At 38.5% G+C, this 17,688-nt stretch carries 12 protein-coding genes; 2 read left to right on the top strand and 10 right to left on the bottom strand.

The annotated features are described in order from the left end of the window. The first annotated feature begins 5 nt into the window (after positions 1–5). Both E4680_RS12540 and E4680_RS12535 read left to right on the top strand, forming a co-directional pair. Entirely contained in the window at positions 6–3,194 is a 3,189-nt protein-coding gene (locus E4680_RS12540; protein ID WP_135282763.1) for a hypothetical protein, read from the top strand. Continuing rightward, the gene (locus E4680_RS12535) at positions 3,187–9,219 is read left to right on the top strand and encodes a hypothetical protein (protein ID WP_135282762.1); all 6,033 of its coding nucleotides are present in this window, start codon (positions 3,187–3,189) and stop codon (positions 9,217–9,219) included. Before E4680_RS12540 ends, E4680_RS12535 begins: the two co-directional genes overlap by 8 nt. A 42-nt stretch (positions 9,220–9,261) precedes the next feature. On the opposite strand, the gene E4680_RS12530 is transcribed toward E4680_RS12535, so the two are convergent. The 10 genes from E4680_RS12530 to E4680_RS12485 all read right to left on the bottom strand — a co-directional run. Beyond that, entirely contained in the window at positions 9,262–9,918 is a 657-nt protein-coding gene (locus E4680_RS12530) for a hypothetical protein (RefSeq protein ID WP_135282761.1), read from the bottom strand. Between the two features lie 62 nt (positions 9,919–9,980). Further along, a complete protein-coding gene (locus E4680_RS12525) occupies positions 9,981–10,646 on the bottom strand; it encodes an AAA family ATPase (RefSeq protein WP_135282760.1) in 666 nt (221 codons plus the stop codon). Then, positions 10,639–11,448, bottom strand: a complete 810-nt coding sequence (locus E4680_RS12520) for a PD-(D/E)XK nuclease family protein (RefSeq protein ID WP_135282759.1) — start codon at positions 11,446–11,448, stop codon at positions 10,639–10,641. Before E4680_RS12520 ends, E4680_RS12525 begins: the two co-directional genes overlap by 8 nt. Beyond that, positions 11,445–12,539 (bottom strand): DNA polymerase, encoded by a 1,095-nt coding sequence (locus E4680_RS12515; protein WP_135282758.1) that lies wholly within the window; start codon positions 12,537–12,539, stop codon positions 11,445–11,447. The genes E4680_RS12520 and E4680_RS12515 overlap by 4 nt, the downstream gene beginning before the upstream one ends. 8 nt (positions 12,540–12,547) lie before the next feature. Continuing rightward, on the bottom strand, positions 12,548–13,297 hold the full coding sequence (locus E4680_RS12510) for a hypothetical protein (protein ID WP_135282757.1): 750 nt from the start codon (positions 13,295–13,297) through the stop codon (positions 12,548–12,550). Continuing rightward, positions 13,281–13,940 carry a hypothetical protein gene (locus tag E4680_RS12505; protein WP_135282756.1) on the bottom strand — a complete coding sequence of 220 codons (660 nt, stop codon included), beginning with the start codon at positions 13,938–13,940 and terminating at the stop codon, positions 13,281–13,283. The genes E4680_RS12510 and E4680_RS12505 overlap by 17 nt, the downstream gene beginning before the upstream one ends. Positions 13,941–13,950: 10 nt before the next feature. Then, complete coding sequence (locus E4680_RS12500) at positions 13,951–14,370, bottom strand: hypothetical protein (RefSeq protein ID WP_135282755.1); 420 nt, start codon at positions 14,368–14,370, stop codon at positions 13,951–13,953. Continuing rightward, complete coding sequence (locus E4680_RS12495; protein WP_135282754.1) at positions 14,367–16,556, bottom strand: hypothetical protein; 2,190 nt, start codon at positions 16,554–16,556, stop codon at positions 14,367–14,369. Before E4680_RS12495 ends, E4680_RS12500 begins: the two co-directional genes overlap by 4 nt. Next, the gene (locus tag E4680_RS12490) at positions 16,523–16,816 is read right to left on the bottom strand and encodes a hypothetical protein (RefSeq protein ID WP_135282753.1); all 294 of its coding nucleotides are present in this window, start codon (positions 16,814–16,816) and stop codon (positions 16,523–16,525) included. The genes E4680_RS12495 and E4680_RS12490 overlap by 34 nt, the downstream gene beginning before the upstream one ends. A 476-nt stretch (positions 16,817–17,292) precedes the next feature. Next, a partial coding sequence (locus E4680_RS12485; protein WP_205688931.1) for a hypothetical protein occupies positions 17,293–17,688 on the bottom strand: 396 nt, incomplete at its 5' end.

Below are 17,688 nucleotides of genomic sequence, written 5' to 3'. Positions count from 1 at the left end.
AAGCTATGGCGACTTTAGATGAGCTTATGAACAATGCCAGAAATCCTTATTCTGGCATAGGTGACAATGCACGTTCTACACCTTCTCTGTTAGAACAAAAGCAGCAGAAGATATATGGAAGTAGACCACAGCAAACTGTTTCTGTTGATCAAAGTCTTGAAGCGCTTAAAGGTCCAAATAACGACAGCAACCTTGTAGATCTTTTTCAAGCAGAATCTTTAAGGCAATTTGGCAGCTTGGCAGATAGTGGTAAGTGGCTTGCTAATTCTGTTTTAGGTACAGAGTTTGATGATACCAGGGATTCTGGGTGGTCCAACCAAGAAATAGCTGATCAGGTAGCAGGGGTATCAGAGCAGACTAGAGCAGAAGCTAATCAGAAGATACAGAATGTAGCAGACCCTATTTCCAGAGGTGATTATTGGGAAGCTGCTATGAACGTTCCGGCGGCTATACCCAGCCTAGCAGCAACTTCCCTTCCGTCTCTCGGTGCTTATGCTCTAGGAAACGTTGGGCCAGGTAAGTTGGTCAGTACGGGGGGTAAAGCTTTAGGCAAGGTCGCAAATGCCATAAGGAAAGGGGGTAATGTTACTGACGTACTTGAAGGTGCGACAAAACACATTCCCAAGACTTCAAATAAGTGGCTGGATAACGTTAAGAAGGCTGCTAAAGCAACTCCACAAGAGGTCGCCAATACGAGTCTTATTACTGCCGATCTAGTACAGCAGTCTATTGCAGATTACAGAGACCAAAACCAAGGACAAGACCCTTCTACGGCAGATGTTCTTAAGACTGCTGCCTTAACAGCAGCTACTACAGCCGCTAGTCCTTGGATGGTAAGAAACTTATATATGCCTAAAGGTCTTAAAAACTTTGGCAAACCAAACAAGCAGCAAGTAGCGAAAGCTGCTAAAGCAGGTAAGGAAGTTGTTGATCCAGATACTTTAGGTAAAAAGATACATAGCGAAATTGCTAACGTAGTATCCAGACTTGATGAGAGTGCTTTAAGGTCGTTAGGTCGTACAGTCCTTGATAACGGTAAAAAAGTACTGGCTGCTGGATCGGGTGAAGCTGTACAAGAGTACGCCCAGACTTGGGCTGGGATTATAGGTACTAACGCATCTGTACATGATCCTGAAGGATTCTTTTCAGCTCTAGTAAGGGAATGGCAAGATGAAGGCAACCGTAATGAGGCTTTAACAAGTGCCTTCTTGGGAGGTGGTACAGGTGCAGGTATTAAAGCAGCCATTAACGCCCCTAAAGCAGCATTCGATACTACAGCCCATTTAGCTAAAGGTACAGCTAACAAGACTAAGGATTTTGTTCAGAACAGAGTACAGAAAGGCAGTGAAAATCTTCTTTCTCAAAGTGAGCTACAAGCACGTAAAGAGGAGTTTGAAGAAAGGTCACAACAGATCAGGGAACTGAAGGAAGAGAACGTTCAAAAAGAAGTAGAGATTACGCAAGCAAGTACGTTTGAAGACATAAAAGACCCTGACCTACAAGCAAGATTTGTTGATGCTGCTGGAGATATTTCTGTAGAAACTCCTGAAGGGTTTAATAAGGCCAGGAAAAACGTAATAAGGACTCTTAGAACTGAGGCTGTACAGGCTGATTTAGCCCTTAAAAAGGATTTTGGTGTAGCTGCTATTAAGACTGCTGGAAAAAGCCTAGGGGAAGCTGCTGAAGCTGCTGCCAAGACTGCATCAGAAATAGCAGGTATTGATAAAGAGACATTTGAAAGGGTTATAGAGTCTGCTAAACAAATACCTTCTGCTGTTAAAAAAGAGATTTTAGAATTTAATACATCGGCTACTTACGGACTGACTTTAGCCTCTATTGAGTATGGTAGTGGTGGAGGTAAGAAGGCATGGAAAAAGCTTCAGTCTTATGCAAAAGAATCTTCACCAGACGTAATCGATAAAGTATCCAGTACTCTTGCTGAGTCTATGCCTAATGTTGCCCAAAGACTTAAGACATATGCCGATAAGAAACGTAAAAGCCAAGAAACCTTAAACGTTAAAAGTAAAAACTTCATTACCTCTAGCACTCTCGATCCTAGTATAAAAAGAGCTGCTAATACCGGAAAGATAAAGAACAGGAATGGCATATCTTTAGGACTCAGCATTCGTCAACAAGCTAAGGCTAATTTTGACAGTGCTGACACCATAGATACGGTCATGAAGTCTATTGAAGCCTATGAGAATTCTGGCTTTTTCAAACAGCAAATGTCTGGTGCCATGTCTCCTGACAGCCTTAACCAGATCAAGCAAGAATTACTTAATCAACGAGACCGGATACAAACACCCGTAGGTAAAGCTAAGGATGCTGCAAAAAGTGCTTTCCGGTTTGTTGATCCTTACGTATCGGTTGCATCTGACAAAGTTAGTGAATCCTATAAAGCAACCGCTAAGAAGATTGATGAAGCGTTTGAATACTTTCACGATATCGATATTGAAAGTCCTGATCTTCCAAAAGAAGCAAGAACATTTCGTGAAAGAGTCAAGACACATACTGAAACTTTTAAAGACTTACCCCCTGAAGAAGCTAAACAGGCAGAAGCATTTCTAGGCGCTAGTTTGGCTGATATAGGTACTTTAGAAAAAACCGCTAAGGCTTTTAAAACAAAAAATACCAGACAGCTTAAGAATGTAATGCGTAGGCTGTACCCTGCCTTCGAGAGTAACGATAAGCTAGGTGAAATGCTGGATAACTCTATAGGAGCTTACGAGCAAAGTACAGCCACAAAAGGAAATACAAGTGCAGAAAAAGACACTAAAAGTCAGCAGGAAGTAAAAGAGAATAAAAAACGAAGCACATCTGCGACGGAAAATGTAGATTCAGGTACTCAGCAAGAACAAAATACGCAAAAAGAAGGTGTAAGGAGTACAGAAAAAGAAGATTCAAAGAGTACAGTCGAAGAAGATACTGAGAGTACAAGCAGTCAACAGGAAGCAGTAGAAGATAAAGAACAAGGTACTAAAAGTACAGAAAAAGAAGAACCTACTTCAAACAGTGTCGAAGAAGACGCTCATGAATCTAAAAAACATCACACAGTATTTGTCAGTGAAAAGGTTGATGAAGTTGACAAAGAAGTATTCCATTCCCTTGAGTCTGAAAAGGAAACTATGACAGACGATGAAATCAGAGAATGGGCTGAAAATAACATAGGTAAAGGGTTTATCTGTAATGACTAATAAATGTATTCCTATAAGTGTAGTGAGAGAAGTCTTTTTTAAACTTAAGAAACCTATTGTTGCAGAATATGAAAAACATGCTCGTACTGATATCTGGGACATATCAGATGCAGAAGTTGCCGATATGGTGGAGTCTCTTAGCAGTAAAGCTCTTATCGACGCTAAGAAAGTTACAGATTCTAGAGTTATTAGGAAACTAGATAACAGTCTTAGTATCCCTAAAAAATTTAAAGATACTTTAGCCAAACGTCTGGTTAATACATTAAAAACGTCAAAGTCAGGGTTTAGTAAAGAAAAATCCTTACGCTATCAGGCTGTAGCTTTGAAGACAGTTGTCGATACTGTTCAAGGTGAACTAAATAAGCCTGATAAGTATAACTTTGGTTTACAAGAAATAACGAATGAGCAAGGAATCCCTTTTATCCCGTTATCTCGTATATCGGCTGTTATAGGCCGTAAGATTATGTATATGACAGGACATCGATTTAGCAGGGAGGGAGACCCTAACTTCGACCCTGTTGACGTAGAACACATGTATTACCTAGCAGGCATGGAAGCTCTTAAGGATTTAGAAGCTAATGGTTTTATTACACTCCATACGGGTGACGATTTACCTAGTACCGCTAAGGATTACTTGGATGATATCGATAGCAAACCTAACTTCACTAAGCCTGTTACTGACACGGTCCCTGCACTAGGTCTTAATGCTAAGGCTTTAGGTGCCAAAAGCGTACTACCTGCTTCTAAAGACAAGATCGTTAACCACTTTAGAGGTAAGCATATACTAGAAGGCAGTGAGCTTGCAGAGTCAGAATTAGGTGTTATTACTCAAATACTGGATGCTGTGTCCTCAGTCTCTACAGCGGAGCATGTTGTATTTCCTAGCAATAGAGAAAACGTACTGCCTGTACAGAAGAATGACGACAGGTATTCTCTTAGTAAAACACTTAACAAAGTTAAGCAGGAAATAGAATCAAAACCTTTGTTTTTTCAACCTGCAATGTTTGATTTCTTTCAAACACTCTTCGACGAAGTTAAGAACGTATCAGAATCAGCTTCTTCAAGGATTCGTAAGCAGATACCTTCAAACAGCATGTTGGAAAGGCTATTTAAACTGGAAACAGATGAAGCTATTGAGTCAGACATAGAAAGTCGTACAGGAAGAACTTTAGCTAAAACAACACCTATCGATGATCTGATAGAGTATTTCGACCACTTCAGCAAGGACAAGAAAGCCTTACCGATACTTATGGCATTTTTTGGAGGTGCTAACTCCAGACTTAATTTAGACAACACTCTAGTTAACTACCACTCTTCTAAATTTATGCGTAACTCTTTGGCTGTCAAGGAGTATTCTATCGATGCTAAAACAGACGCATTTAAGTTCTTTGTAGCTAAGGTCGCTAACGAGTTCGATACAGATGGTGACATGATCAAGATGCTTCTTAATCAGTCAATCGACACTGATATGGATAGTGCTATCAAAGCCTACGATCAGTTTGTATCTGCTAACAACTTAACGTTAAAACTCAATGCTGCTACAAAGATGTCTAAGAGCTTCCCTCACCTCGATTTAGCACAACTGGTATCTCTCATAGGGGCTGCTAAAGATATACGCTCTGCGCTGAATACAGGGACTCTCACAACGACTTATCCGGTTACTTCTGACGTAACTGCTTCAGGTGCTCAGTTAATTCTTCTGGAAGCTCTAGGAACTAACCCTGAAGGTATATCAGATATCTTGCAGCAATTAGGCATCTTTAAAGGTAACGAAGGACAAGAATTTCTGAATGATGTATACCAGATACTTCAGAACAAGCTAGACTTATTCATCAACGATAAAGAAGATCCTGATGCTGCCTATAGACCTGAAGAAGTAGAAGATGGAAGAGGTGAGTACCTTAAAGAAGTTATTGAAGGCATTCAGACACACCTATACAAGGGCAAGTTAAGAAACCTTTCTAAAGGTCCAACAATGACTCACCTCTACGACCAGTCTCTAGGAGGTGCTAAGGATTCTCTATCTAAAGAGTTCACCGATCTAACTTTAAAAATACTTCAGAAAGGTAAAGTACCTAACGACTTTAAAAAGCTTCTTGTCAAGATTGTTCCAGAACTTGAAGGTCTTACACTTGAAACTGTAAAGAAGGACCCTGAACTTAAGAAAAAGCTTGTTGCAGGTTTTAAGAATTCAGGAGTTCCAGAGTTTCTGTACAACAAACTCGAAGACGCTCTTGTAACGAAATACCTTAAAAAATACAAGAACAGAAGTACTGAGATTTTTCAGCTCATCTCTTCTGACCCTGGGTTGGTTAAGATGAAAGTATTGCCTGTAACAGCCATCATGGATGGTATCGAGCACACTAAGGAAAATATAAAAAAGTACGGTGTGCCTTTATCCAAGATATTTGAGGTAAGTCACGATATTGATGGCGATACAGTTCTTACAAGGGAGCAGAAGCTACAACAAACAGTCATGAACGTATCCATGATCCATAGTAAAGATACCGCCAACATGTATCTCAGTCTGGAAGGGTTAGCAAATAAGTACGATAGTGGAATTATGGTTGTACATGACCAACACGGTTCCAGACCTGATCTGATCATGGAAGCAGATAAGAACCACATCAAAATGAACAAAGATGTGGCTATGTCTTATGACATTCATGAGCAGGTTCTTCTTGCTGCTGCTGCTTACAACCCTTCATTGAAAAGTAACGACAAGTACAATACACTGCTACAAGAAGTAAAAGATACCGTCGAAGTTAAACGTAAAGCTATTGAGGATAGTCAAAATGGTTATGATCTTGAAACAGGTAATCTTATCGGTGATAAAATCGACTTCTCGGAAATTAATCCAGAATTTGATGAAACTGATTCTTCTTCAGTTGAAGATCTGCTTACTGAACGCCCTAAAGAGCAAGGTAAAGAAAAGCTAGAAACTTTTAAACTACGAAGTAAGCTACGCGAATATTCTAAAGAATCTGATCTTATACGTGAGTACCTTGAAAGTGAGCATTCTGCTGCACTCGATAAAGGTACTCAGGACAGTTTTGATCCTGAAACAGACACAATAAAGATAAGCGAAGAAAGTTCGAGAATTGCTATTGAGCATGAGATTGTGCATAGCTTTACCACTGCTATGGTCAATGAGTGGGGTAAAGGTAATCGAAAAGACATCGATCTTGATTACATTAACAAATCTCTTGAACACCTAAGAAAGTCTAATAAGAAATTTAGTGGTCAGGTTGACTATATCCTTAAGTTACCTAATACAATTGCAGTAGCCGAACTGATTTCTGTACTGGCAACAGATAAAGATGCTGCAACAGAGGTGTATTCATCTCTAGGAGCCAGCCAGAAGACTCTCAAGAAGATTATAGATAAATTAGTGGCTAAGGTACGTAGAATCATTAAAGGACCAACTGAGGCTGATTTAGAGGCTCCTGTAGACCCTGAACTACTTTCTATCGCTATTAGTAATGCTGTAGTGGCTGGTAAAAGGCAAAGAGCTAAAAATGTTGATTCTCTGAAAGTACAGCAAAAAGATTTTGAAACTCTTTACTTTTGGGAAGCAGAAAGGGTACTTAACGAATCTGTAGAACGTTATGTTACTGATCCTGCAATTAATAAGGGTATTGGCTTAGCCAGTGGACTACACACACTTTTAGCCAATAACCTGCCTTTATATGATAGAACAGCTAAAGCTATCTCAAGAATCTATGATGACTCAGCAACTCTGCAAGGTATTGTTCATAAGATAGCCAATAATGGTGTTAATAAGCTTAAAAAGAATGATGTCTTGTCTGTAGCTCAAGAAGCTAACGCCAGAAAGAATGAGACTGTATCTCAACAACTTAAGAAATTCAGTCAAATAACCCGTAAGATGTCTGAAGAGGACAAAAAGGCTTTTTACGCTTTTTCGTCCAGAATGTCTATGGCTGACTATTGGGTGTTTGCAGATGGTGTAACTAATATCGACAAAGAGCTTGAGTTATTAGAAAGCAGTGGACACTTAGACGAAGCAAGTTTGAAAAAGCTACAAACGATTGTGGATTTCAATGTACATGAGATTGTCAAGGCTAATACTAAGTACAACGTATATGAGGCAGGATTTAACTACAAGGATTCTGCTCAATACGCTAGACGTTGGGTAGCTCTTAAGTCTATTAAAGAAATTGGTATCGACAAGTTTGAAAAGCTTAACGAGAATAAAGAGCTTATGCAGTTGTGGAGAGATAACGCATTAGCTAACGCTGCTCTTGTGTCGGGTACTTCTACTATCAATAACAGGAATATGAGAGATAATGGTTTATCTGATGAGTATAAAGATCCTGTTGTTTTTAAAGTGGTGACTAAGGAGCAGTTAAAGAACTATCAAGGTCCTAAATCTTCATGGGAAGTTATTCGGTATCCTACTGATAAAAAGCTAGGTGTTATATATCAGAAAGTTATCGATAGTACAGATTCTCAAGGAGTGTTTCTTGACCTTAAGCTGCAATCATCCGATCTGGATGTTGAACAGCATTACAGCAAGTATCAAGGGGTTATGAAGGTTAATGGGAAATATAAGCTTTCTTTGACTCAAGAAGAAAAAGAGTCTGCTGGACTTATCACGAATGCAGAGCAGTCTATTGTCCGGTCTATGGCTTACAACATGGCTATTAACGATACTAATATAATAAGGGATAAAGTGCTTGAAGAAGATACTTACTACAATATTGCTAGAGGGGGTGAGGAAGAGCTTATAAAGCGTATTGAAGCGGATAATCAGGAAACCCCTTGGCTGCTTAAAGGAGTTGATAGCCTACCTTACGATAAGCTGGATGCTAGAATTAAAGCTAAATATATGCCTTTACCTAAAGAAGCAAGTGATGTGGATAGGTTTAATGAAAAGGTAGATTACGTAAGAAAAGATATGGCCTATTGGCTTACTGGAGACAGGGAGAAGTCTCTTGTAGGTGATGACAGGAAATTGCAGTGGATGTTACGTATTACCAAGAATCTGATATCAGGTGCAAAAATAAAAATGATAGCACTTAATCCTACAAAAATAGGTATGGATAATATGTTTAACCTTACCTATTTAGGAATTCTTGGTGTTGATCCTTTACATGCAGCCCGAGAGTACAGGAATGTAGCCAGAGAGTATCATGAGTATAACGAGCTTAAAGACAAACTTAACGCTCTTAGGATTAAGTCTTTAGCGGATAATGATAAGTACGGCAAAGAGATGAAGCACCTCGAAAAGAAAATGGCTGAACATCCTGCAAGAGGGTTAGTTGATAGAGGTTTTATTAACTCGTTAGGTTCTTCGTTAGTTATGCAATCAGATGACCCTTCTTCCGGTTTTAAGACGGATATTGATAAGGTACTGAGAAAGTTATTAGTTGATCAGAAAGGTAAAAATAATGCAGTCGGTAACTTTATCATGAAAGCTGCTAACGCTGGTTGGGGTATAGAGAATCTGCTTGAGGTATGGTCTCCTACTTTTGGAGCTGTAAGGTCCGGTAAAGGGATTGAAGCAGAGTTCAACAGAATGGCAGAAGAGCTTAGGGACATTAAGACTGAAGAAGATGTTGTTGCTTACATGCACCAGTACCTTAACAGCCCTAACAGCGAGTTTGTTAAATTAGGCTCCTACATGACAGACCTTACCGATGTACTGGCTAAGGAAACTTATTACAGACACCTTATTAAGCAAGGTATGGATGCCAAGAAAGCAGAAATACAGGTTATCGAAAGGTTTCCAGATTATAAGGAAGGTTTACCTGTAAAAGTAAAGCAGTGGGATTCGATAGGTGTAGTCATGTTTCCTCAATACTGGTTACAAATGATATCCAGGAGTTACCATGCTATTAAGGAAAAACCTGTTAATTTTGGTGTCAATACAGCTATAGCTAACTATTTTGATTCATCTCTAAGTTTGTTTGATGAAACCATTATTGGAAAGGCTACTTCTAGGTGGGGGCTAGTTCATAACCCTACTAGCCATATTGGATGGGGTAGTATATTTCCGTTCTAGTAAGATAAGCCCTCCAAACCTAGAGGGCTTATTTATTAGTAATTACTTCTTACCGAAGGTTCTCTTCTTAGGTGCAGAAGGCTTATCAGATTTAGCAGTCTTTTTACCTCTTCCTGATTTAATCCATTCTGACACTTCTTCTTCCGTCAAGCCGTCCTTGTACATGTCTGTAGCTAATTGGACTTCTTTTTCGTAAGTTTCTCCATGCCCTTCATCATTTACAATTTCTTTAGCAGTTGCAAAATCATCAATACGGTAAAATCCTTTAATATCTTTACTTTCCCGGATTTTATCTTTCCATTTTGAATATCTCATTTGGATGTGAACAACTACTTCAAAATCGTCAAGTTCAGTAAGTACAGGAGCAGATACTAATTCCCCTCCTTTTCCGATGGGAATTTCTTCTTCCTCAGTATCTTCAATACTCTCTATGTCTGCAATGACGAGTAGGCTGTTGAAGATTTTGGTTCCGATATCGTTGGAACTTCCGTCATTATTAGTAAGTCTTACATTACCGTAAAGAACCTGTTCTTGACCTTCAAGATCGACAAGAAAGTCAACACACTCTGAACCTTTGTTCCCTACTGATACGAAGGACTTTACTAATGTCACAGGATAGAACCCTGTACGGTTAATAAATTTACTTTTCCTTTCAGTGTTAAGGACTTCTTCATCCTTGGATGTATTAAAAAATGCCATAATTTACCTCATTAGGTTAGTTGATTAAGATTTCACAGCTACCTGCTGTGGAAGGTGTAACATCAGTTAAATTCCCATTCCTCTGTGTCTGTGTTTAATTCACGTAGTTTTTCTATGTGGGATTGTAGAGTAAAGTCTTCTAAAAGCATTTTCTCAGGAAAATCGTCGCAAAGTGTTCGAGAACATCTTTTTACATTGCGAAAATAGACGGTACGTTTTTCTCCTAGTGCTTCAATAAAAATAGCTTCGTTAACTTCAGATAAGAAACCTCCTCTGTTCTTGTAGCTACCACCGGGATTTACAGCGACATACCTTTTAAGCTTTTCATCGTACATTGCATGAGACAGAACTATTACATCGAAGTTTTCAACAAGGTCTCTTTCGATAAAGTGTACGAATTTAGACACCTCAGCTCCAATTTTCCCGTAAGGGAAGTCCGCTACTTTTTCTAAAATACCTGCTTCGATATCTAATAAAATTTTAGATATTGTATCGATAGCAATTATTTTAGGAAGTTCCCCAAACTTCTCTTCGTACATGTTTATCTTTTCTACTATTCCGTCAATAAGCTCATCTACATCTTTAAAGTCAGGTACGTTGTAGTGAGGTTGTGGGAAAGGGTATTTCTTACCATCTCTGCTGATAATAAATACGTCTTTCAGTGTTTTCAGCAAAGTGGTTTTACCAGCATTAGACGCTGCTAGTACCATTAGTTTACATTTACTCATTGTTGTGTTCCTCTAGCTTTAATCGCATATCGTGAAATATGCAGTGGGTTAGGTGTGGGTACTTCTTAGCTGCTTCCATTGACTCCACACATAAATTAAGACAGTTATCGATATACTCTCTGTCTTCAGGTGTTATTTCTTCCGTCAGCTTAGTAACCTCAGCCGGGTACACTTTTAAAGGTTTGCCTGTTTTCTCACTCAATCCTCCTCCACAAGGTCTGTTGACATTAACCGTCCTTATTCTTGTAGGATTGTACCCATGCTTCCTCAGTATGTAGTCCGTCACCAACAACTGTGTTTTATATTTTGGACTTATCGATTTAGGTTTTGTTTTACTGTTGTAAGTTTTGTAGTCTGTAATTAAGGTATCTTCTTTGGTACCTTCCAGTAAGTCTATAGAGGTCGATACAGCGTACCCCTTACCTATTTCCTGAGCTACACACATCTCAACACCTATAGGGCGAGTATTCTTCACATACCCGTTTACAACGGCTTCTGCCATAGAAGGCAGTGCTTCCTTTACGTCATAAGGATCGTAATCCACTTTAACAGGATGTTTGTCGATATAAGCATTAATCATTTGCTTATCGATAGGCTCTTTTTTAGCGTATTGTTCAGCACAATAATGTACACAAGTACCTAAAACAGAGGACGTGTTATAGTCGAAAAGAGTCTCTTTTAGTACAGCTTCTCTGTACCAATTCCAAGGAGTTTGTACGAAAGAGTAAAAGCTACTGGCACCAATCCTGAAATGACAATCTTCTGGAATAGGTGAAGGTTTGTAGTCTAAGGGGTTAGTCATTTAATATTCTCCAATAATAATTTAATTTCATCTGTCGATGATTCGTTAGGTATTTTAGTCTCACAATTCCAATTATTTCCTATAGCTGCTTTTGCACTATTGCTTACGATTTGATCTTTTAGGTAAGGAGTACATAAAGTCTCAATGACATTATCATTAACCCACTTAACTACTTCAGGATCTTTATCCACTTCCAAGTAGATGGAGTCATAGATAGTTGCCTGAATATCGAACCTGTCAGACATTCCCTCTTTCTCTCCTCTGTAATTAATCTCATTAACAGCTATGAGGCTTAAGATACTCCAAAACTGTATTGTTGCATTTACTAACGTCCTTATGTCACTTTCCGGATTGTCTGAATATATCCTGCATCCCAACCCTAGGTGTACATAGCCGTTTTCTTTAGCAGTTTTCAGTACGTACTCTTCCCTGTACTTAGTAACGCCTGGATACAGTTCGTTATGGTACATGTCGAACAGTTCCTCAGCCTCACTTAAAGAACACTTCAAAGCTTTAGACAAACCTGGAGGGAATTGTCCGTAACCTAATCCAAAACTAGGACGTTTAGCTGATTGTCTTAGTTTTTCTGCCTCTTCATCTTCTTTATCTACTAAATCTTTAAGCAACTTACTTGCTTCTTTAGGATCATCAAATTCTCCAATCAGTTCTTCTACTAAGGGTTTGAAGTAGTAGCAAGCAGATAGGGAATGTCCATCCAGGTTTTCAAGAAATAAGGCTACCTTATTTTCATCTTTTGATAGATTAGCCATTCCTTTATCTTCAAGCGCTGTCAGGTCTGCTGAATAGATGATTCGTCCTTTGGGAGCTGTAAAGCAATCCTTGACAGCTTTAGCGTATATCGATCCTGTACTAGGTTGGTTAAGTAAATTCGGTGAATTACTTGTCAGTCTAAAAGACTTAGCCCCAAACAGACTGACATTACCGAATAGCCTTCCGTCTACCGTGAATTTGTCGAATCCTGCAATAAAGTTATTTTTAATGATGCTGCTGTATGAGTTATCTATTAATGCTTCTAGAAGAACCTTTACGTCTTTCAGCTCTTTCTTTGTTAAGTTTTCAAATCCATACATGGCATTTCCTAGTCATCAAGTAGGTTATTGACAGCTTTTAGGCAGTCTTCGAGTTGTTCTCTTCCATAACTGTCTTTCCCTGTTTTCTTGGATTTTTCACCAGTTTCTACCCCCATCAGCTCGAATAAGGTTGATAGGTGTTTATGGCTATTAGGATTGAATACAACTCTGTCAACTGTCATCTTTGCTTTTTCATAAGCAACTCTGTTCCATAGTTCTGCTTTATGTTCTGCAAGTTTCAACAACCCTCTGGTTACTATTGGGTTATCAAATTTAACTTCTTTATTAATTAGAGATTGGATAAAAGGTAGTCCAGTTGCTTTAAGTAAGTCTTTAAGATCCTTTATTGTCCATTTACTTCGGTAGTAATGACTCAACCCCCTCTCTTCCAGAAAGTTATTAACAATACTGGACCTTTGTACTATGTCAGTAGGTTTATAGTCCCTCATGTAGTACTCAGGCTTTCTAAGCTTCTGTAAGGCTTTCTCAGCGTGTTTTTTCTGAGACATAGGGGTTAGGGCATCTTCCAGCTTTTCTACCCACAGAGAGTTTTCTAGGCGATTCTTTACGGTCTTTTGTACTACTTCGATAGTCTTTTCTAGTGCTGCAACCTTATTTTTATCAATTTTTATTCCATGATCCATTAATTTGATCATATCTGGAATTAAAGGTTTTATAATATTTTCATAGAAGAATTCAGGTCCAGGATCATAATCTTTTGGAAGTTCTATGGGTAACTGTTTAATAGGTCTGGTCATTTTTTAGCTCTTTCTGTATTAGGTCCCAAAGCAAAACCACTGCACAGCCATCAATAGCTGCATATTCCAGGAATTTAGGTTCTTTGAGATTATCAGGTTCATAGGAGTCAAATAGACTCCATGAGGGTGGGTAATACTCACCGACCAAAGTTTTTAAATCACATCTAGCTTTGTATGTTTCTGCATGGTTGATCAGACTTTTGGCTAATAGTTTGGTATCTTCATAGTCAGCAGGCAGTTTTTTTACTCTATGAAACATCGTTTTTAGATCAAATAGTGCGTTATGAATTATTAACTTGCCTTTGTACTTAGACACCCATTCCCATATAAATACTTCTGTATTCTCATCTTCACACACCAATACGACACTTTCTCTATCAGATAGTCCGAAGATGAAATGAGTTGTCTGTATTAGTGGGGGAGAAGACAGTCCTGAGTTGTTAGCTATTTGTACGTAAAGCTTCCTGTCTCTGTTTGATAGTTCTTTAGAGCCTATAAGCTTTTTTGCTATGCTCCTTTCAGATTTTGTATATATTCCTCGTGTCTCTGTATCAAAACCTAAAATAGGCATATCCTCTAGCTTTTTTAACGTTTTCCGTATCTTGTAACGAGTTGAGTAGGCTTTGTACTTGACTTCTATCACCGCAAACTCCTTAGGTGTTTAATACTCCTTCAGTAGCATTATCAAAAAATTTCCCCATGATGTTCCTGTTAAGGTACTTTTTAGAAATTACCGCATCTGTTTTGAATAACAAAGCAGTTTCCATGTACGTAGCGGATATCTTGTTGGAACATTGATAAAGGATTTCTTTTTTAACTACAACAGGCAAGTCAACATTTTCCAGACTACCTTCGTAGTTAGCGAAAGGAAGGTTTGTCATCTCTACTCTTTTGTAGTTTTTACGAATACTGAGCTGTTTCTTTGTAGGTTTTTTCCTTCTCATAGCTCTGACTTGCTTTTTGCCTATGTATTTTCTTCCATCTGCATAAGTCAATTCGTACACGAATACCTGACAGTCTTCGTGTAAATCGTCATGGCTTGTTACGGTAGTGTTTTTATACTCCCAGTTCATTCCATTCTCCTTAATGCAGGTATTATCAGTGTGTTTTCCAGACGTTCTTTGTCCATAGGAGGAGACCAGTAGTTTCCAACACTTTCAGCAAGATTTCTTACGTACTTTTTGTCAGCCCCTAAGGCTATTGCTTTGCACAAAGCTGCATACAATTTAGTAGATTTACTTCCGTTACTTGCCTCAAAAGCAAAGCTGAAAGTGTCCCTCATATTGCTCAGTTTTTGCTTTTTATCTGCGCTAGGAAGTTCTTTCGTTTCAACAGTTTTAACTTTTGAGTATTTAGAAGCTGCTGCCATGAGGGGTTTAACTTCTATAGGAGATCCGTTCAGTTGTTTTAATACTCTTCTATCACTTCCGTAAGATATGCACATACTGCTTTGAGGTATTGTATCTATTATAAATCCCAGCTCATCTCCTAAAGCTCTTATAAAGTGTCTCCACATATCAGGAACGATCACAACTTCAGAATCTAATTGGAGCAATATTCTAAATTTACTATCATTGTTAGGATTGCTTGTTCTTACAATGAAGTGGTTATAGTCGCTTAATAAGATATGAGCTTCTTCATCTGTCAGTTTCGATTTATCGATATCGATAACTATAAAACCTGTCCTGTGCTTTAGGGTTTCTTTAGACCGTATTCCATTTTCGTACTCGAAAGGACTAAAGGCTGCTTTTTCTGCTAGAAGGTCTTCAAGTTCCTCAAAAGCACATTCATAGTATTCGTATCCTTTACTGGATCTTTTGTTAATAAACTCTTTTAGTTTTTCATCTTTAAGAGATGATTCGTAAATAATATATGAAACACCAACGCTGTCTGTTTTTTGCAGTTTGGAAAAATAAATGCCTTCTTCGCTTGCTTCGTATATACCTCTTTCATCACAGCTATTAGCCATAGTGGCCAGGTCATTTATTTTAGGCTTTACGGCTCCACTACCGCTAAGGTAGCCTAGCTTTTTAAGTTCATGTGCTGAGATGAACAACTCTCCTTCCGTCTCGTTAGCGTTACACATACTTACCAGCAGTTCATAAGGATTTTTGATCAACTCTTTTTCAAATTGTAGGAGGTCACTGCTGAAGTACTCGATGATATTGATCGCTAATGCGTAACATTTTTCAGAAACATCCGGTTCGTTGTAAATAATGGATAGACTTGTAGCTAACTTAAGAGCTAACCATTGTTTATGTTTTCTGGATAGTTTTGATATTGGGTATGCATTAGGAATTTCTTCTGCAATCCTATTGTTGTACTCCAAATACACATCAAATAGTTTTTGTGTATCTGGGTTAAGTTTTAGCGGTTGTTGTGTTGTTCTTTTAGCGATATCTGTAAATAGACGATCAATGTAACGAACAGCCTCTTTTGCCCTATTTCGTTCTTTTTCTTTGTCTTCGTAAAGGCTATCTATAGACTTATACTCTTTAGGCAGAATAGGGTCTGGTGTGAAGAAAAACATACTTCTTCTAGCCAATTGGGTGTTGAAGACATTTTTAAATTTATCTTTGATGGATTTATCGTAAAGTATTGCTTCTTGTGATCCGAAGAACATCAAATTAACAGGTAAGTTGTTTATTTTACCAATCTGACTTTTAGTGTCTTTCAAGACTTTTGCAGGTACATTTCCCAGATCATAAGAAATAGACAGCATCTTAATGATATTAGTGATGTCAGGGTTCGTCTGAAGCTCTGTGCCGATCTCTGATGACATTACATAGCCTGCACCAAGTAGACTTCTGCTTATCTCCTTAAAATGCCTTACAAGCCCTTCTACGGTACCTAGCCCAGTATGGAGTTCACAAGGTTTTTTATAGTGTTCTTTCCAGTCTATAGGGTCTTTAATCCTAGCTTCTTCTTCTGCATGTTGTATTCGCATAGTTTCTAAGTGTTCGTATGCACTACTCAGTGCTGCTCTACAAGCATTTACTGATCTGTCTTTGGCTGTACCGGAAGCACTTAAGGCAAATACGAAAGCATTAGAAGGAACTTTAGTACCGTCACCTAGTTCTGCGGATTTACGTAAATGAGAACAGAAAGTGACTAACTCTGACAGAACTACAGCCAGTTTTAGTTTTTCAGGTACTTGCCCTGTGATAATTTCCATTCCTTTGGTAATGACTTCAGGAAGGTCATTGTACTTCTTTGTTTTTTCTTTTATGTAAGATTCAAGCAGGTTTTTAGTGTCCATAAAATCCTCAATGATTTTAGTTGTTCAATTTCTCTCCCAGCAGCAACCAAGTCTTTTTCCAACCTGAAAAAACATCCTATCCCAATCATCACCAAAGCCATTGGTATTACTAAATCCATGTAGTCTATAGGGGATACGTCAAAGTTGAAGCTGATACTTCGATTTCTTTGAGTGGTACGAGTGATGATTACGTTGAAATGATTAAGATCGATCTTTTGATCGTCTAACAGAGATTCGCAGATTTTCTCTGCATCAAGCATGTGCTCCTCCACATCGGAAATTTATGTTTGGGGAGGCTCGTTTCGACTACAGGTGAGCCACTCCTGCGAGGATACCAGAGTTGCCTTGAGTTGAGGGTTTGCTACTCTGGCTGAGTCATTTGGTGCTTCTATCCTACCTCCAACAGGATCAATAGTAAAGCTACTATGGCAATTGCTATCATTGAAGATATACACACTGCTGCAAAAACCACCCAAAATTTTTCTAGTTTAGTCATCATAAAAATCCCCAAGATACGTCAAGTCTATGCAAAGAGAATCGCCGTGAAAAGGTATGGTTGTTGTCACAAAATCTCCATCAACTATTTCTGTCATTGTGAGATTACCTTTGTGATCACGAACAACTCTGTTTTGTTTCGGAATATCCTCACCATCTATTATGAGATTTCCATTAACTGCTGGAGGTCTACGCATTTTAGTTAGTAAAGTTTAGTTTAGATTTACTAACGTTATCATGTTCAAAAAGGTTCGTACATACGTTTAAGAAGATCTTTGACCTCTTTTCTTAAACGATCATTTTCAGCAACTAAATCCTGATTCAGGTCTTGAACAATTTCGTCTCTGTTATTTTTGTATATCGCCATTCGTAGTTCAGCATAAGCTATAGAGTGATCTGCTTTACCGTTCTTATAATCTTTAAATCCTTCCAGTAAGGCATGACGGTAGTTTGACCAGTGATCACTTTCTATATGGTAGCTTACATCGGTATATAGACTGTCAAGCACTTCTTCCACTATTTCAGATACTTTTACTTTAAAAGCATCCATAATCTTTTGCGCTTCTTGCTTCCCTTGCTCTGTAAGTTCAGGGTAAAGCGGGTATTCGTTGCTCATTGTTAAATCCTCATCACTAGG

The sequence above is a fragment of the Candidatus Macondimonas diazotrophica genome (genome assembly GCF_004684205.1).
GTDB classification, from domain to species: domain Bacteria; phylum Pseudomonadota; class Gammaproteobacteria; order UBA5335; family UBA5335; genus Macondimonas; species Macondimonas diazotrophica.
Note: the sequence above shows the minus strand (reverse complement) of the source record. Positions and strands in the feature narration are given on the sequence as shown.